The sequence below is a fragment of the Flavobacterium endoglycinae genome (genome assembly GCF_017352115.1).
GTDB classification, from domain to species: domain Bacteria; phylum Bacteroidota; class Bacteroidia; order Flavobacteriales; family Flavobacteriaceae; genus Flavobacterium; species Flavobacterium endoglycinae.
Genome location: NZ_CP071448.1, coordinates 516,141 through 533,830, shown reverse-complemented (window position 1 = coordinate 533,830; position 17,690 = coordinate 516,141). Strand labels below are relative to the sequence as shown.

Below are 17,690 nucleotides of genomic sequence, written 5' to 3'. Positions count from 1 at the left end.
AATTATGTTTTAAAGTCCCACAAAATCATCGCTTTTTGGGAAAATACTCAAAGCTTGAATAGCAATTTCTGGAGTTGGAGAAGCCAGTTTTCGTAATTTGGTATCCATCCATGCGCCGTCAACGGTAATGGTAGCGCAAAGTGTATCATCTTCTCTTCTAAATTCGTGAATAATAGACCAGCGTGAAGCATCAGATTTCATTTTTGATGTTTTGGTATGAATAAAGATTTTATCCGAAAGTTTTAATTCTTTTCTGAAAACACATTCTTCTCTAAACAAAACGGGACCAAAACCTTGTGTCTGCATTACTTTTAAAGTTAAGCCCAATTCCTCAAGGATTTCTATACGATGCTGTGCGCCAAAATCGTAATAGGCACTGTGACGAACGTGAAAATTTGGGTCAAGATCTGACCAGCGAAAAGATATTTCTTTAACAAATGATGCCATTTTTTCTAATTGTATTTTTTTATTGATAAACCGAAATTACGAATAAAAAATAAACAAACATGACAAAATTACTATGCGTGCATATTTTTTAAATTGAATTATTATTGATGTTCAATTTTTTTACAATCCATGGCAGTGTAAGTCCTTGTCCAATCAATGTTAAGAGTACAACAGCCACAGAGATGAAAATTATGGCATTCCTTTGCGGAAATTCTTCTCCGTTTTCAAGTACTTTGGGAAGCCCAATAGCAATAGCAAGAGAAACAATTCCCCGCATTCCAGACCAGCTTAAAATAATACTGTTTTTGGTATCGAGAAGGGCATGCTCGCTGATTTTTCTTTTTCGCTTCGTATTCTGAAAAGCTTTTTGCAGATTTACTTTCTGAAGAAAAATTCTAATCATTCTAATTAACAACGCTACAATAGTTATAATTACAGCATAACCAATATAAGGCAGAATCATTTCATCATCTATATTCTTTAATACATAACGGAAATTAAGTCCGATAAGGATAAAGATCAACCCATTCAATAAAAATATGATGATATCCCAAAGGTTTCTGGAATTGTTTTTTAGGCTTTCAGGGAAAATTTTGTTGCTTAAACGTGCAATTTTCAAACCTAAGACTACAACTGCAATTACTCCAGATACATGCAGGTTTTCGGCAATTAAATAGGCTACAAATGGCATTAAAAGCATAAAGCTGATGGTAACATTGGTATTTTTATGAACTTTTTTGAGAATAATCGCCAGTATTTTTGCAACAACCAATCCCACTAAAAAGCCTCCGCCCAATAAAAGTACAAATTCTAAGGTTGCTTTCCATATTATAAAAGTTGAGCCCATAACGGCGGCTACAGCAAAACGGTAGGCAACCAGTGCAGATGCATCGTTTATAAGGCTTTCGCCTTCAAGAATAGTCAATGTTTTATGAGAAAGGTTTAAGCCTTTTGTAATGCTTATGGCTGCAACGGCATCTGTGGCAGAAAGTATAGCACCCAGAACAAATGCCAATGGCCATGTCATATTTGGAATCATAAAGTATGCTGCAGCTGCGATTCCGGTTGCCGTTAAAAATACAAGCGAAATGGCTAAAGTGCTGATCGTATTGATATTTGTTTTGAAATCTTTGGGAGAAATATTAAAAGAAGCATCATATAACAAAGGCGGCAGGAAAATCAGGAAAATGATTTCGGGATTAATTTCAATTTCGGTCATGGTTGGAATAAAACCAATGGCAACTCCCACAATAACTAAAAGAATAGGGTAGGGTAATTTTGCTTTGTCGGCAAAAGCTGATAATCCTATTACGATTGCCAGAATAAAGATAATAATGCTGTAATTCTCCATTTTTGTAATCTAGAAAAATGCGAATGTAAGTATTTCGGGAAATTAAAAGTAAAGATTTTGGGTTTTTAATTTCTGTCAGCTGTTAAGAGATAGCTGTCTTTTTTTTCCCATTTTTTATTTACAAAGCTGTATAAATTCGCGTAGAATTCATATTTTCCAGGCTTTGCAATTAAATACAATACTAGAGCATTGGTGTTTTTATTAAAATACAGCGGTTTGGTAAACTGATAAATTTCCTGTTCCTGCAACGGAGTGTTGGCTCTGATAATATCGATTCTTCTTGAAATTAAAGCATCTAAAACATCTTCTGAAGTATCAGCATTCGGAACCACATTCGAACCCAGATTTTGATGCTGATAGGATTTAAGAGTTACAAAAGTAATATCGGTTTGTTCTGGAAATTTCTGCAATGCGTCTTTTTGTATTTTAGACTGGATTGCAATTTTTTCTGGTGCAGTAATTTTTTGTTTGGTACTGTCTAGAATTTTCCATGTTTTTTCAAGGATTGTTTTCAGACCAATTGGAGTCCCGCCATAAACTTTATAATTCGAAGCGTCAAATGGCTGTTCAAAAACTAAAATATTTTGATTAGGATTAGATTTGCTGGTATTGATTATCTCTGTAAAAGAGAGCGGGAAAGTTATAGACTGTTCTACTTTTGATGTTTGGGCTTTTAAAGTTGACAGAATAAGTAAAAGAATTATTATTGACAGTTTTTTCATAGAATGTTTTTTAAATGATAGTGACTGGTTTTGAATAATATGGCTTAAAAATAACGTATAAATTCTGAAGTTTCAAATAAAAAAGAAGAATCAGGATTTTATTTTCTAGATACTGAAAAGTAATGAGAAGTTTCCTCAAATCAATGACACACAAATTGAGGTTTGCCATACATGTCAGGGATAAAAAATGTCATGTTGTCAGATGATTAATTGGTGTTTACAGTAAAACTGACAATTTACTTTGGTTTTTTATATTGGCACAATGATTGACTTATGCCACCTGAGTTATGAAAATTAAATCAAAATTAAATATATAAAAAATGGGTAAAATAATCGGAATTGACTTAGGTACGACGAACTCTTGTGTTTCTGTAATGGAAGGTAACGAAGCAGTTGTTATCCCTAACGCAGAAGGAAAAAGAACTACGCCATCTATCATCGCTTTTGTTGAAGGTGGCGAAATTAAAGTAGGTGATCCTGCAAAAAGACAAGCAGTAACGAATCCTACAAAAACGATTGCTTCTATTAAACGTTTTATGGGACACACTTTTGCTGAAACTGAAGGAGAAGCAAAAAGAGTTCCTTACAAAGTAGTAAAAGGTGACAACAATACTCCACGTGTGGATATTGACGGTCGTTTATATACTGCTCAAGAATTGTCTGCAATGACACTTCAAAAAATGAAAAAAACTGCTGAAGACTATTTAGGTCAAACAGTAACTGAGGCAGTTATTACAGTTCCTGCATATTTTAACGATGCTCAGCGTCAGGCTACAAAAGAAGCTGGAGAGATCGCTGGTCTTAAAGTTATGCGTATCATCAACGAGCCAACTGCTGCTGCACTTGCTTACGGATTAGATAAAAAAGGAAATGATCAAAAAATTGCTGTTTACGATTTAGGTGGAGGTACTTTTGATATCTCTGTTCTTGAATTAGGAGACGGTGTATTTGAAGTATTATCTACAAACGGTGATACTCACTTAGGTGGTGATGATTTTGACCAAGTTATTATTGACTGGTTAGCTGACGAATTCAAATCTGAAGAAGGAATTGATTTACGTTTAGACCCAATGTCATTACAGCGTTTAAAAGAAGCTGCTGAGAAAGCTAAGATTGAATTATCATCTTCTGCTGAAACAGAAATCAACTTACCATACGTAACTGCTACTGCTTCTGGACCAAAACACTTAGTGAAAAAATTATCTAGAGCTAAATTTGAGCAATTATCTGATTCTTTAGTAAAACGTTCTATGGAGCCAGTTGCTAAAGCATTAAAAGATGCAGGTTTATCTACATCTGATATCGACGAAGTAATCCTTGTAGGAGGTTCTACTCGTATGCCAAGAATCGCTGACGAAGTTGAAAAATTCTTCGGTAAAAAAGCTTCTAAAGGAGTTAACCCTGATGAGGTTGTTGCTATTGGAGCTGCTATTCAAGGTGGAGTTTTATCTGGAGATGTAAAAGATGTATTGTTACTTGACGTAACGCCTCTTTCTTTAGGTATCGAAACTATGGGTGGTGTATTGACTAAATTAATCGAGTCTAACACAACTATCCCAACTAAAAAATCTCAAGTATTCTCTACTGCTGCAGATTCTCAACCATCTGTTGAAATCCACGTATTGCAAGGAGAAAGAGCAATGGCTGCTGATAACAAAACTATCGGTCGTTTCCACTTAGATGGTATTCCACCAGCACCAAGAGGAGTTCCTCAAATCGAAGTAACTTTCGATATCGATGCTAATGGTATCATCAAAGTTTCTGCAACTGATAAAGGAACAGGAAAATCTCATGATATCCGTATCGAAGCTTCTTCTGGATTAACAGCTGAAGAAATCGAAAAAATGAAAAAAGATGCTGAAGCTAATGCTGATGCTGACAGAATTGCAAAAGAAAGAGCTGAGAAATTGAACGAAGCTGACAGTACTATCTTCCAAACTGAATCTCAATTGAAAGAGTTAGGAGATAAATTGACAGACGATCAAAAAACAGCTATCGAATACGCTTTAACTGAATTGAGAATGGCTCACCAATCTCAAGATCTTGACGCAATCCAAAAAGGATTAGACAATGTAAATGCAGCTTGGAAAACAGCTACAGAAGCAATGTACGCTCAAGGCGGTGATCAAGCAGGTCAACAAGCTGCTCCACAACAAGAGCAATCTGGAGACAATGTTGAAGACGTTGAATTCGAAGAAGTCAAATAAGTACTGATTAACATCAGTTAACAATAAGTGTTAAACCGCTGTAAACGTAAAGTTTACAGCGGTTTTTCTTTTTTATGCATTTTTGTTTCTGCTGTTTTTTAATCGTTTTTTATCATATATTTGTACCATATTTGTACCGGCACTTAAAGGGAGACAAAGTGTCCCTTATGTACCCTTATGGTACCTTAATAAGGAGACAAAGGCGATGAAAAGAACAAATAAACAATGTCTTAACTGCGGGGAGGAATTTATGCCCAAGACCGTGACTTCTGTTTACTGCTCACATATATGCAGTAAAAAAGCATACAAACAGAAGATAAAGCAGCTTAAAATTGAAGGCGAAGTCAAAGCTATGGTAGATAAAATACCCGAGAACAGAGCATTTATTTCTGTTCCTGAAGCTGGCATGCTTTTTGGCATTGCAAAAAAGACCCTTTACAGGCTTGTCGGCAAGGGAAAAATTCCTTCAGTCAATCTTGGAACCCGCCTTGTAAGGATAGACCGCAGAGTCATGGAAGAGATTTTCGGCCCTGCCCGCAGCCTGCCGAAGCCTGAAAGCGCTCCGAAGAAGAAATTATACAGCCTTGAAAAAGAGGACTGCTATTCGATTGGTGAAATTGCTCAGAGATTTCAGATATCGGAAGGTTCTGTCTACAGCCATATCAGGAAATATTCAATACCTACCAGGCAGATCGGAAAGCATGTATATGCTCCAAAAAGCGAAATTGATAACTTGTATAACGGAAATGATTTTATATGAAACAATTAGCAAAAACCAAGGTGACTGTGCGCCTGCGAAAAGCAGAAGACCGAGAGGAATGGTATGTCTACATAGAAAGCTATCCTGTTGAGGTTTCCGGAAAGAAAACGCCGCAGAGAATCCGTGAATACTTAAACAGAACCGTAAAAACCGTGGAGTGGGACAAGCAGAGAACCGCCCGTACAGATTCCCAGGGCATAAAATCCTATAAGCCCAGACGCAGCGATAACGGAATAATAATCACCAGAAGCGAAACCGACCGTGAAATTATGCTCTATGCCGACGGAGTGCGTAAAATCAGGCAGAAAGAATACGATAATACAGATCTGTACAGTGATGCCGAGAACCTATTGGCTGAACAGAAAGAAAAAGCAAAAGAGGATTTTATCAGATACATTGCCTCTGTGGTAGCAAAAAGGCATGCCCGAAGCTCAAAATCCATTATGATCAATTGGGAGCGGACCATAGAGTTTTTAAAAAGCTATTCCAAAGGCAGGCTGGTGTTTTCCCAGATTGACAGCAGAATGGCGGAAGATTTTAAGCTGTTTCTGCTGGCTGCGCCGCTCGGAGGAGGCAAAAAAGGGATACTTTCCCGCAACACTGCAGCAAGGTATTTTTCCATATTTAAAGCTGCTTTAAAACAGGCCTTTATCGACGGATATCTAACCGTTGATTTGTCTTCAAAAATAAAAGGCATACCTGAGCAGGAATCAAGACGCGAATATCTTACCATTAAAGAATTGAACGTGCTGGCTGAAACGCCCTGCGAAAAAGATGTCCTTAAAAGAGCCGCGCTTTTCTCAGCGCTTACCGGCCTGCGGCATTCCGACATCCAGAAGCTCCGCTGGAAAGAGATAAGCCTTGAAGACGACATGGCCAAACTGCATTTCACCCAGAAAAAAACAAGGGGTGTCGAGTATATGCCTATTTCTGAGCAGGCTTTGCAGCTCTGCGGAGAGCCAAGACTTCCCGGGCAGCTTGTTTTTGAGGATCTGCCGGACCCGTCGTGGATTTCACGTCCTCTGAAAAAATGGATTGAATCTGCCGGCATAAAAAAAAACATTACCTTCCACTGCTTCCGCCATACATTTGCAACACTTCAGCTCTCAAGCGGGACAGACATCTATACGGTCAGCAAAATGCTGGGGCATACCAACGTAAAAACTACTCAAATCTACGCCAAAGTAATAGATGAGAAGAAAAACAGAGCATCGCAGGCAATACAATTGGAATCTTTAAAGAAAAATGCGCAATGAAAATAAAGTACTTCGAATATATTGCAGTTTACCTGTCTGTTTTTTTAGTCTGTGTCTTTGTCGGTGCAATAGGAAGGCTGGTGCTTCTGGAAAAAGGTGCCGATGAATATACGGCCGGCGTTTTCTTTTGGATCAGCACTGGATTTGGAGTTTTAATGTTTGCAATTCTAAGTTTGTTTCTAAACGGTTTGGCCGAGAGATTGGTGAATCGTTTTTTGAAGACTGAAAAAAAGCAATCGCCTGAAAGCTTCATTACAAGTGAGGACCTTGTAAAAATAGAAGAGGAGTGGGAGGATACTTTAATTAAGCCCGAAATGCCTGAAAATAAAAATGCAGCAATTGATATTGAGCAAATAAGGGAGGAGCGGCAAAATGCAGCCAGAAATCAAAAACAGGCCAGAATTGATATCGCCATCAGTTATGCGCATAAGGAGTTTGCGCCGTATGTGTCGGATGATGATCTGGAGCAGTTGGGCAGCAATATACTCATATATGCTGAAGGCCTAAATTTTGAAAAGATTAAACCGGTAAAAGTAAAAGATCTGTCCAATCTGGATTTGTATCATTTTGGCTGGAATATCTGGAATTATTTTAAAGTCAGCAGACAGGACACAGCCGCACAATTTCTAAAGCTCACTTTTGCTGAAGCTTTAAAAGATGTCGAGCAGAAGAGCATTAAAACGCATCTCAAAGATGATGAACAGAAAGGGCTTTTAAAGATTATGGAGGATCTTGCAGATTTTTAAATACTGATAGATATTGACATTAAGCACCGTGTTTTTCAAGTGTTTCTGCTGTGAAGAGCGACACAGCAGAAACACTTTTTTCATTTGCACCATAACTGTTAAAAACGATAGCTATGGACATTAACGAAATCTCTTTTGAGAACCTGCCCAAAGCAGTAGCGCATATAGTGAAAGAAATTGCCGAGATCAAACTTCTGATTCAGAATGTGCAGGTATATGAATCTAAAGAAAAAAGCATTCCTATCGGGGTTGAAGAAGCAAGCAGGCTGATAGGGAAAGCAAAGCCTACAATTTACGCTCTTGTAAGGCAGAGAAAAATCCCGTGCTATAAGTATGGTAAAAAACTTTATTTTTTTGAAGAGGAACTTTTAGAATGGATTTCTAAAGGGAAAAAGAAAACAATACAGGAAATCGAATCAGCAGCATCGAAGTATAATCGTAATTGAAATAAATAGCCGGCAAGGATAGCTTTGCCGTTCAATTAGATCCTCACTACTCTAGAAGGTGCAGCAGAAAGTTGTTAAGAACGCCAGTTTTCGGACTCAGAAGCCCAATCGGCGCCTTTTGGCTGCGGTTATAGCACAGAACAGACTTCTGCAAGATTTATGGGAGATTTAAAGGCAGTAGCTTAATTTATCTTCTATCCTTCTGCTTTCAAGATGTTTTTTTTAATAAGCTGCGGTAGGTGTATAATTAAATAATTTATCCCTTATTGCCCGTAAATTATTTTAAAGGTGGAGACCGAAATGCAATCATATGAAATGCAGTTTATCAAACTCTTCGATTGTTCTATAATTTAGATATGAATGCCTTCTCTTTTTATTATACCAGTTTTCAATGTACTGGTAAACTTGGACTCTCATTTGTTCTCTTGGAAGAGGCTTATTCCCGTTAATTAGTTCTCTTTTTAAATTGCCGAAAAAGCTTTCGGAAACTGTATTGTCATTATGATTTTGCTTGCGGCTCATACTGCGTCTTACAAATTTATAAGAGTCTAAAGTTTCAGTAAAAATTTTATTGGCATATTGAACCCCTCTGTCAGAGTGAAAAATTAGTCTTGAGTAATATTCCTGTTTTTAACGGCCATTTCCCAAGCAGGTAAAGTAGTTTCTTTTGTGCTCATGCTGTCCGCTAAACTCCATCCAATGATTTTCCTGTCAAATAAATCCAAGACGATTGTAAGATACAGGAAGCCTTTCTCTGCTGCGATATAGGTAATGTCTGAAACCCATGCTTTAGCGGGCTGATTAATTGTGAATTCCCTGTTTAAGATATTTGGTGCAATATAATGATTGTGAACGGAATCAGTTGTTATAGTGAATCTGGTTTTAGCTCTTCTGCGCAGTCCCAGTGCATTCATGTATATTCTAATCTGCGATTCTCCCACTTTAAATCCCCGGCATTGAAGTACTTTTGCAATTTTCCTGTATCCATATGTCTTCTTAAACTCATAATATACCGCCGCAACTTCTTCTTTTAAGAGAATTATTTGAGACTGCTTATCCGATATTTCTTGTTTTTTTAGTTTGTAATAGACACGCTGGGATATCTGCAGTAATGCACACATTTTACCAATAGGATATTTCGATGAATTATTTTCAATGAATCTTTTAGTCATTACTTTTCCTTGAGCGGCGAACTCACTGCCATTTTTTAAATCTCAAGTGTAAGCAGCGAATCTTTAATTTTTTTGTTGAGCTCTATAATTACAGCATCCTTCGGCGCTAATTTTAGGTGTTCATATTTTTTCCTCCATTTGCCCAAACTGGTGCGGTTTATGCTGAGCTCTCTCTCGACACTGCTGATCTCCCCCCGCTCAAAACTTAACCTGACGGCCTGTTCTTTAAAATGGTCTTCATATTTTCTTTTCACAGCTTAAAGTTTTATAATTTATGACGTTACGACTTTTGAATTGAGATTTTCAATATAGTGATCTACTTTGTCTTCCATATCCTTTTTTGTTGGAAGACTGTTTAAATTAACTAGTTCCGATTTAATGGAAATAAAAAAGCTCCTGGGGACAGCATTGTCTAAATGATTTCCTGCCCGGGCCATACTTCTTATAATATGCTCATAAGAGTTTAATTTACGAGTGAAAATTTTATTGGCGTATTGAGATGATCTGTCAGAATGAAATATAAGCCCTTTTTTTGTTCCGCGGTTTTGAACAGCCATTTCCCAGGCAGGCATGGAGGTTTCTCTTATTGTCAAATGTTCGCTTAGATTCCATCCAATAATTTTTCTGTCGAATAAGTCTATGATAATTGTCAGATACAGCAGCCCCTGGGCTGTTTCCAGACTCGCTATGCCGGTTACCCAGATCAGAGAAGGTTTGTCGGCTTTAAACTGTCTATTTAAAACGTTAGGAAAAATACAAGGATTATGAGCAGTAAATCGTATACTGGATTTGACCTTGTTTTTTGTGCTATGTTTACTGACAAGGCCCAGTCTTTTCATATACCAGGATACTGCGCACAATTTTAATTGAATGCCCCGGCTTTGTAATTCTGCTGCAATTTTTGCATTACCGTACATCTCTTTATATTCATAGAATATAGAAGTTATTTCTTTCTCTAATAAAATTGTCTTACGTTTTCTGGGAGAAAGTATTTTGTTTTTCCAGTTAATATAAGTAGCCGGCACTATACCTAAAACTTGGCACATTCTCCAAAGTGAATATTTATCTAGATTGTTTTCAATAAAGTGAAAAATATGCGGCTTGCCTTCACGAATATATCTGCCTGCGCTTTGTGTTATTTCAATTTGAATTTCAACTTTTTTTAGTTTTCTTCTCAGTGCGAGCTTAAGTTCTGCAATCCGTTTTTGTTCAGGAGTTCTGCCGCAAAAGCTTTTTGATCCGTCTTTGCTAAGTTCATTCCGCCATCTGTAAATATTCGTTGTAGGTACGCCAAGTTGTTTTGCCGCTTTAAAAAATTTGTTTCAAGTCCCAGTTTGACAGCATTCACTCTGAAATCACGGTCATAAATTTTATACTTCTCCATCTCTTGAAGTTTTGATACTGTGATCACGTGAATTTAAGAAATAATAATGATTTAGATATATAAATAATAGAAGATAATAACATGCTTAGGTATATCATTATGGGGCATGCTTTTTTTAACATTCCGGCCTGCGGAAAATATCAGTAAGATTATTATCTTTGATCAAATAAGAAGCAATGAGCAGTTTTAATTTTGCAGGGCTTCAGCGCCTTACCATTAAAAAAAAGCAGCAATTCTTTTATCAGCATTCAATACCTGTACGCAGTCTTTTATAAACAAACTAAGTTAATTCCGGGTTTATGCCCGAGCCCGCCGGCAGTATGCCGGCGGGCTTTTTACTGAAAGACCAGCCAGGACGTTATCAGCCGCTTTCTCAGCCTTTCTAATCCTTTAGATCCGGTGCAGGGGCTCCGGCTTTTAGATAACCGCTGTTTTTTTTGCTGATCCGCTGTGATATTAGGCTGTCTTTTGTCGAGCTTCAGCTCGGCTTTCTTCAAATTATACCAGATTTTTCAATTTTCTGTAAAGCATTTGTATAGGCCCGTTTTCCTTTCTCTGCACTTTGACAAGTGACGTAAAATCGCAGCAGCAGCAGGGAAATTTATGGCGATTTTAGCAGCATCAAAAACGTAGTTCGGAAAACTTCTCAAAATAAATAAGAAAATCACCTCTGCCAATGCTTATGCCAGAATACGATTAAGGGCTTCACGTTATGCAGCCTTAAATGAAACGGCCACATAAATATTTTCGATTTTAGATTCAACAGTATGTACTGCAGATCTAGGCGATGTATTTGATTGATCCTTTACCGCAGCAGAAATTGTTCAATATTCTTCTGGACCAGTCAGCTGCAGGAGCCGGACCGGCAGCCATTATACTGCTATCTTTACCGGTTGGTCTTACGCCGGCAGAAAGGAATGGTAATACATGGTTTGCTGTCTATAAGTCTCCGCCTGGATCGGGTAGAAAAACCTCGGGAGCTGCGATTAGAAAAGAGAGTGCGGCCATTGGCATTACAAAACTCAGCAGCCCTTGTATAAGCCCTTTTTCTGATAAATTCCTACTATGCGTTTAAGTGAATCTTTTCATTGTTCGAATATGGAATTTGCAGTGTAATTTAGAAAGCAGGACTTAATTATAACAAACAGCCTTGATCTTAGACAAGTTTGCTGCGGCATCAAGGAACGGGCAGGACAGATTACTGCAGTGAAACTCCGTGGACAGCCATATAAATTATAGAAAATAAAATAAAAAACTCAAAATCAGGCGTTTCTAATTAAATATACATATCTTTGAATAATTAAATACATTAAAATGCAAGAAGGTACAGTAAAATTTTTCAATGAAGAAAAGGGATTCGGATTCATAACTCCTAATAATGGAGGAGCCGAAGTTTTTGTTCATGCTTCAGGCCTGTCAGAAAGCATCCGTCAAGACGATGCAGTACGATATGACATCGAAGAAGGCCCTAAAGGTCCAAACGCAGTAAACGTAGTTGTAGCATAACCATACTATCACAGTGAGCTTGTAAAGGCGCCTGCTCAAGCAGGCGCCTTTTTTATTGGCAGAACCGATCATTTCCGAGCGCCGCTTAAAGTATTTTTTATAGACTCCGATTCTGTGAACATAACTGCCGGAACTTATAATTTTCATATTCGTATTTCCAAAATTTAGTGTACAAATTATTAAATCAGAGTATTCTTCTTTTTTTTGATTTGATTCCAGTAATTTTTTGCAGGGTTTGACCATTGGCAATTGCTGATTCACTTGATGCTTTCAAAGGACAGTTTTTTACAGGTTAATTGGATAATATTCTATGATTTATCTGGATCAGGCCTTTGGCGGTTATGCAGCTTTCATCTGAAGCCTGATCAAGGACAATATATCCCAGATCTTCCAATAGGATCAGAGCATCGAGTATTTTTGCCTGATTTTCCCTCTGTACAGATATATTTTCGCTAAATGTTTTCAGTACATTATAAGGGGGTATCACAAGTGGCGCAAGCGCTTGCAGTGTGCAGCTCCCAAGGTAACTTTCTGCAAGTTTACTCAGTATCCTTTCAAAATAAACGTATGGTGTTTCCAATGTATAATAGTTTAAAATAATGGCATAAGGCTGAAACTTATATAAAGGTAAAAGAAATCTGGCATTATTGATGTCGGGCTTTGATAGTGGTGGCAGTACGGTGGATCTTCTTTCGACCAGAAGAAGGCAGAGAGTGAGTGCCCGGTCCTTCCTGATTAAGGCGGTAAATAATAACTGCCGGCCAACCATAGTAAATATAGACAAAAGCGGCTGTAACACCAGCGCAATACGGGTTTACAACAAAAGCTCATTTTCCAATATAAAGATTAGGCAATGAAAATACCTTAACAATATTGCAGAATAAGATCATCGTTTTATAAAATGGAGAATACAAAACGGCTTGGGTTTTAAAAGTTTTGAGTCTGCCAGAAGAACCTTTGCAGAAATTGAAGCTGTACATATTTTTAGAAAGAATCAGAAGTTTAAGCCAGGAACAACTATGTTCAAATCATTTTGTAAATTGGCTGCATAATTTTCGGGTTTCTGATTTCTTACCGATTAAAATGGCAGATGCGACAGAAACCTGATGAACCTTATTATGAAAAGCCTTTTTTCGAAAAAAGTGATATTTAACTATTACCTTTTCGCTTTTTATTACTTTTACTTATGATGTTTGAAGTTTTTGCCAGATACCTGCGTGACCATACAGACCTTTCAGATGAAGATCTGGAAATTATTTGCGCGGCAGGTGTTCATCCACTATTGTACAGTTTTGCCATTTGACCAGCTGAATACATATAATTAAATTGCAGATCTGTTCTGTCTTAATGGAAGAGTAACTGTAAATTCTGCACCATTATCTTTTTTTCCGGAAGCATTTATTGTTCCATTATGCCTTTTTACTATTTTTCTGCAGAGCGAAAGCCCCAGGCCGTTTCCTTCGTACTCATCTTTTGAATGCAGCCTTTCAAAATCATTAAAAATCCGTTCAGCGTAGACTGGGTCCAGCCCGATTCCATTATCCTTAATCATGATTCTTAAAAAGTCCGAACCGTTATCCTTTATAATCGACGATTTTATGGTAACACGCGGGGGCTGATCGGGTTTTGAAAACTTTAGCGCATTTTGGATAAGGTTGTAAAAGAGCTGGTGTATCAGAATAGGAGCCCCTTCTACATCAGGAAGTTCCCTGGTAATCAGTATGGCTCCTTTTTCTTTTATGATAAGCTCGAGATCGGTTTTAATAGTTTCAAAAATCTCATTGAGATTTATTCTTTCAACAGTCTGTATGGATTTGTTAATAGTGGAGTAGGCTAAAATTCCTTCAATAATATTCTGCATTCTCTGTGCGCTCTGATCCAGTTTATCAAAATAATTTTTAGATTTTTCTTTTATAAAACCCTGTGCCTCATTTTTTAAGAGATTATTGAAAAACTTAATTTTCCTTACAGGCTCTTTAAGATCATGGCTGACAATACGGGCAAAATGCAGCAGATCATCATTGGAGCGGCGAAGCTCTTCTGTGTTTTGTGCAACCTGTTTTTTTAATTCTTCCTGAAACTTCTTCTGCTCATTAATATCCAGAATAGTTCCTATAATGGTCTGTGGGGATCCATTTACATCACGAATAATCTTTCCGGTTATTTTTACCCACTTCTCCGACTGGCTGCTGATTATTCTTGCTTCATAAGATATCAGCCCTGTAATTTCGGCTTCTCTATGTGCATTCTCGCGGACAGCCAGATCTTCTGGATGTATTTTTGAAATCAATTCATCAATATCTTTCAGTTCATCAACTGCTAGAATCTGCTTAAAGTTTCCACATGAAGTAACTTCTCTGGTTGTTAGATTTATCTCGTATGTTCCTATTCCAGAAGCATCAACTGCCATTTTAAGCCTTTCATCCGCCTGAAGGGTCTTCTGTCTGGATTCATGAAGATCTGTTACATCTGCAGCGGTATTAAGTACGCCGTAGATATTTTTATCTTGATCGTAAAGCGGAATAAAACTATAGTTGAAGTAATAGGATAAAATGGCACCATTTCTGCTGACTTCTACTTTTTCATCCCTGGCTTGAATTGGTATTCCCGTTTTTAAAACGCTCAGAGCCTGATTAGATAAATACTCTTTATTAGAATCTGGAAGCACTTCGCTAAATGTTCTGCCCAGCACCTGCTTTCCTCTGCCCCAAGTTTCGGTCATAGCTTGGTTAGCAAATACAATTGTAAGATTATCACCAGTATAGGCGGCCGTAGGCAGAAGGGTATTGTCCGCTATGTCTTGCAGAAGAATCGTATTTGGATGCATGGATTATGTTTTTTTGGTTCAGTAAAGTTATTCTAATCAGGTATCGACTGCATTATGCCAGCTTATCAGGATTTTTCATAATTCCCATGTTTATGGTGGAAATTGTGTAAATTTCCAGCGCACCTAAAACCGGTCATTAAGACATTAAGGTTATTAACATATTTATTGCTGCGATTATACTATTGTCTGCAGATAAATTTTAGATTACTAGGAAAATGGATTGATGCAGATCTTAGACGGGCATCTTTTGTTTTATAGTTAATTAATACGGTAAATATTGATTTAAATCGGTTGAGAATGGCGGTAATTTTAAACTCAGACTTGGCCGATCAAAATTAAAGCAGTTATGATTAGTGAAAACAAGTATTTATTTTTAATACTGTTTGAACCTTATTTTAGAAACTTAATTAACTGATTAAAGATATAAAGGGTTCTGTCGCATCTAGATACGTTTTAACTTTGCCTTTTTTAAATTCTTAAACTCATGAATACGAAAGGGCATTGCTATCCGAAATCTATTATACTGCAGGCAGTATATTTTAAGCTTAGGTTTACATTAAGCTATCGGGATGTTGAAGAGATCATGAAAATGCGAGGAGTTCATGTTGATCATGCTACCATTCAGCGCTGGGTTTTTAAGTTTACACCTTTGCTTGATTCAGAGATGAAGAAGAGAAAAAGTAAAGTAGGTAAAAGTTGGAGATTGGATGAAACTTATATCAAAATAAAAGGTATTTGGTGTTATTTATATAGAGCAGTAGATAAACTAGGCAATACAGTAGACTTTCTTTTGACAAGAAGAAGACAAAGAATGAGTGCTCAGTCATTTCTAATTAAAGCAATTGCTAATAATTACCTTCCAAGAGTAATAAATATTGATAAAAGCGGTTCTAATACCGCAGCAATCCAAGTCTATAACAAGCGTTCGTTCTCAAAGATTAAAATTCGGCAGTGTAAATATCTCAACAATATTGTAGAACAGGACCATCGATTTATAAAATGGAGGATACAAAACGGGTTAGGCTTTAAAAACTTTGAATCAGCAAGACGAACATTGAGTGGAATTGAAGTTGTGCATATGCTTAGAAAGAATCAGATGATTAGACCAGGGATATCTATGTTTAAATCATTCTGTAAATTAGCAGGCTAACTTTTAAATTACTTAAATTCTTATATTTGATTCTGACAGATGCGACAGAACCGCATCGAGCCCTATGCCGTTATCCTTGATGGTGATTTGCACATATTGGTTACCATTGCTATTTATAATAGTACTTGTTATTATAACCCTGGGAGGCTGATCTGCTTTTGAAAATTTTAAGGCATTTTGTATCAGGTTATACAAAAGCTGGTTAATCAGGATTGGCGCGCCTTCTATCTGAGGAAGATCACAGGTAACTAAAATGGCATTTTTTTCTTTTATGATCAGTTCCAGGTCTATTTTTATATTTTCAACAATCTCATTGAGATCGATGGTTTCGTTATGCTGCAAGGCTTTGTCAAGGGTCGAATAGGTCAGGATTCCTTCTATAATGTTTTCCATTCTCTGGGCTGACTGGCTTACTTTATGAAGGTATTTTTTTGATTTGTCATTGACATTGTCTTCGATATCATTTCGTAAAAGGTTATTAAAAATTTTAATTTTTCGAAGCGGTTCACGAAGATCGTGGCTGACCACGCTGGCAAAATGCATCAGGTCACTATTGGAGCGTGTGAGTTCATCAGTGCGGCTGGCCACCTGTTTTTTTAATTCTTCCTCAAATTCTCTCTGCTCATGGATATCCTGAATAATTCCAATTATAGTTTTTGGATTTCCATCCTGATCCTTTATAATCTTTCCATTGATTTTAATCCAGCGGGCGGAGTTATCAGCACTGATAATTCTGGCCTCATAACTTATTCTTCGGGTTGTTTTAGCCTGCTGATGTGCCTTTTCACGAGCAGGCAGGTCATCAGGATGAATTTTTGCAATTAAATCTTCACTGGTAGCTTCGCTCTCAATGGAACACATAGTGTCAAAGTTTCCCGATGTTTTGATTTTTTTTGTAGCAAGGTCTATTTCATAACTTCCTATACCGGAGCTGTCAACAGCCATTTTAAGTCTTTCATTTGAGTTTAATACTTCTTGTTTGGCCAGCTGTAGATCGGTAACGTCGGTGCCGGTATTAAGTACACCGTATACTTTTCCCTGGTCATCAAAGAGCGGAATGAAACTATAATTAAAATAATGTTCGGTCATAATGCCCTGTATTACCAGATCAACCTTTCTGCCTACAGCATGAAAGGCATTGCCGGTTTTAAGCACGCCTAGTGCCTGCTCGAGGATCTGCTGTTTTTCAATTTCGGGAACAACCTCCAGATAGGTTTTTCCAAGTACATCATTTCCTTTTCCGTAAGTTTTAATCATCGCGGCATTGGCCAGTTCAATTTTTAGGCTATCTCCCACATACACCCCAATGGGCAGGGGAATAAAGTCGATTATATTTTGCAGAAGGCTTGGATTTTGATACATAATGGTTAGGTTTAATTATTGTAGTTCTCATAGCGAAGCTATTGATATTTAAAAGTTTACTGTTACACGCATTAAATGAAGTGTATCATAATTCCAATAATTTTACCCTTGATTTTTTCTGCTTTGATATCTTGTTATTAGAAATTATGCGCTGCCCTTTGCCCTTTAAGAGGCTGATACCTTTAAATGCGTTTCTCAATATGATTTGTTTTGTCATTTCTACCCTTTTGCGCAAAAGTTTAGAGCCATAGAGTTTCAATTCTTTCTTCATTAAAGATTTGACATGAGCCTGCTGAAGTTCAAGCTGGATTAAAAGGAGTTCTCTTTTTGGGGTAAATGGGAGAGAGATCTAAA

20 protein-coding genes are annotated in these 17,690 nt (G+C 37.2%); 8 read left to right on the top strand and 12 right to left on the bottom strand.

Translation table 11 applies throughout. The features are described 5' to 3' along the window. Positions 1–9: 9 nt before the first annotated feature. The 3 genes from J0383_RS02260 to J0383_RS02250 form a co-directional block, all read right to left on the bottom strand. The gene (locus J0383_RS02260; protein WP_207296830.1) at positions 10–447 is read right to left on the bottom strand and encodes an acyl-CoA thioesterase; all 438 of its coding nucleotides are present in this window, start codon (positions 445–447) and stop codon (positions 10–12) included. 88 nt (positions 448–535) lie between these two features. After that, positions 536–1,798 (bottom strand): Na+/H+ antiporter, encoded by a 1,263-nt coding sequence (locus tag J0383_RS02255; protein WP_207296829.1) that lies wholly within the window; start codon positions 1,796–1,798, stop codon positions 536–538. 65 nt (positions 1,799–1,863) lie between these two features. Further along, positions 1,864–2,520, bottom strand: coding sequence for a hypothetical protein (locus tag J0383_RS02250; protein ID WP_207296828.1), 657 nt, complete (start codon positions 2,518–2,520; stop codon positions 1,864–1,866). Between the two features lie 320 nt (positions 2,521–2,840). Here J0383_RS02250 and dnaK point away from each other — a divergent pair, with 320 nt between their 5' ends. From dnaK to J0383_RS02225, 5 genes are all read left to right on the top strand, one after another. Then, entirely contained in the window at positions 2,841–4,727 is a 1,887-nt protein-coding gene (dnaK, locus tag J0383_RS02245; RefSeq protein ID WP_207296827.1) for a molecular chaperone DnaK, read from the top strand. Between the two features lie 205 nt (positions 4,728–4,932). Next, complete coding sequence (locus J0383_RS02240; protein WP_207296826.1) at positions 4,933–5,487, top strand: helix-turn-helix domain-containing protein; 555 nt, start codon at positions 4,933–4,935, stop codon at positions 5,485–5,487. Further along, positions 5,484–6,743, top strand: coding sequence for a site-specific integrase (locus J0383_RS02235; RefSeq protein ID WP_207296825.1), 1,260 nt, complete (start codon positions 5,484–5,486; stop codon positions 6,741–6,743). The genes J0383_RS02240 and J0383_RS02235 overlap by 4 nt, the downstream gene beginning before the upstream one ends. Continuing rightward, positions 6,740–7,489: a hypothetical protein gene (locus J0383_RS02230; RefSeq protein WP_207296824.1), complete on the top strand. Its 750-nt coding sequence runs from the start codon at positions 6,740–6,742 to the stop codon at positions 7,487–7,489. The genes J0383_RS02235 and J0383_RS02230 overlap by 4 nt, the downstream gene beginning before the upstream one ends. Positions 7,490–7,602: 113 nt before the next feature. Continuing rightward, positions 7,603–7,935, top strand: coding sequence for a helix-turn-helix domain-containing protein (locus tag J0383_RS02225; RefSeq protein ID WP_207296823.1), 333 nt, complete (start codon positions 7,603–7,605; stop codon positions 7,933–7,935). 306 nt (positions 7,936–8,241) lie between these two features. Here J0383_RS02225 and J0383_RS23660 read toward each other — a convergent pair whose 3' ends face one another. The 6 genes from J0383_RS23660 to J0383_RS23835 all read right to left on the bottom strand — a co-directional run bounded on the left by J0383_RS23660 (position 8,242) and on the right by J0383_RS23835 (position 11,499). Next, positions 8,242–8,457: an IS3 family transposase gene (locus J0383_RS23660; protein WP_239023224.1), complete on the bottom strand. Its 216-nt coding sequence runs from the start codon at positions 8,455–8,457 to the stop codon at positions 8,242–8,244. Between the two features lie 83 nt (positions 8,458–8,540). Continuing rightward, on the bottom strand, positions 8,541–9,107 hold the full coding sequence (locus tag J0383_RS23655) for an IS3 family transposase (protein ID WP_239023223.1): 567 nt from the start codon (positions 9,105–9,107) through the stop codon (positions 8,541–8,543). A gap of 35 nt (positions 9,108–9,142) precedes the next feature. Next, the gene (locus tag J0383_RS23650; RefSeq protein WP_239023222.1) at positions 9,143–9,361 is read right to left on the bottom strand and encodes a transposase; all 219 of its coding nucleotides are present in this window, start codon (positions 9,359–9,361) and stop codon (positions 9,143–9,145) included. 18 nt (positions 9,362–9,379) lie between these two features. Further along, the gene (locus J0383_RS02215; RefSeq protein ID WP_239023342.1) at positions 9,380–10,381 is read right to left on the bottom strand and encodes an IS3 family transposase; all 1,002 of its coding nucleotides are present in this window, start codon (positions 10,379–10,381) and stop codon (positions 9,380–9,382) included. Beyond that, positions 10,282–10,491, bottom strand: a complete 210-nt coding sequence (locus tag J0383_RS23645; RefSeq protein ID WP_239023221.1) for a hypothetical protein — start codon at positions 10,489–10,491, stop codon at positions 10,282–10,284. Before J0383_RS23645 ends, J0383_RS02215 begins: the two co-directional genes overlap by 100 nt. Positions 10,492–11,430: 939 nt before the next feature. Then, positions 11,431–11,499 carry a hypothetical protein gene (locus J0383_RS23835; protein WP_394369552.1) on the bottom strand — a complete coding sequence of 23 codons (69 nt, stop codon included), beginning with the start codon at positions 11,497–11,499 and terminating at the stop codon, positions 11,431–11,433. Positions 11,500–11,805: 306 nt separating this feature from the next. Between J0383_RS23835 and J0383_RS02205 the strand changes: the two genes are divergently transcribed. Beyond that, on the top strand, positions 11,806–11,997 hold the full coding sequence (locus J0383_RS02205) for a cold-shock protein (protein ID WP_207296822.1): 192 nt from the start codon (positions 11,806–11,808) through the stop codon (positions 11,995–11,997). 292 nt (positions 11,998–12,289) lie between these two features. Here the strand turns inward: J0383_RS02205 and J0383_RS02200 are convergent, their stop codons facing one another. Beyond that, the gene (locus tag J0383_RS02200) at positions 12,290–12,577 is read right to left on the bottom strand and encodes a hypothetical protein (protein ID WP_207296821.1); all 288 of its coding nucleotides are present in this window, start codon (positions 12,575–12,577) and stop codon (positions 12,290–12,292) included. A 70-nt stretch (positions 12,578–12,647) separates the two neighbouring features. On the opposite strand from J0383_RS02200, the gene J0383_RS23830 reads away from it, so the two are divergent. After that, positions 12,648–12,854, top strand: a complete 207-nt coding sequence (locus tag J0383_RS23830) for a DDE-type integrase/transposase/recombinase (protein WP_394369538.1) — start codon at positions 12,648–12,650, stop codon at positions 12,852–12,854. Positions 12,855–13,318: 464 nt separating this feature from the next. On the opposite strand, the gene J0383_RS02195 is transcribed toward J0383_RS23830, so the two are convergent. Continuing rightward, the gene (locus tag J0383_RS02195; RefSeq protein ID WP_207296820.1) at positions 13,319–14,824 is read right to left on the bottom strand and encodes a PAS domain-containing sensor histidine kinase; all 1,506 of its coding nucleotides are present in this window, start codon (positions 14,822–14,824) and stop codon (positions 13,319–13,321) included. A 484-nt stretch (positions 14,825–15,308) separates the two neighbouring features. Here J0383_RS02195 and J0383_RS02190 point away from each other — a divergent pair, with 484 nt between their 5' ends. Next, on the top strand, positions 15,309–15,974 hold the full coding sequence (locus J0383_RS02190; protein ID WP_207296815.1) for an IS6 family transposase: 666 nt from the start codon (positions 15,309–15,311) through the stop codon (positions 15,972–15,974). A gap of 12 nt (positions 15,975–15,986) precedes the next feature. On the opposite strand, the gene J0383_RS02185 is transcribed toward J0383_RS02190, so the two are convergent. Then, positions 15,987–17,336: a PAS domain-containing sensor histidine kinase gene (locus J0383_RS02185; protein WP_207296819.1), complete on the bottom strand. Its 1,350-nt coding sequence runs from the start codon at positions 17,334–17,336 to the stop codon at positions 15,987–15,989. Positions 17,337–17,690: the final 354 nt, after the last annotated feature.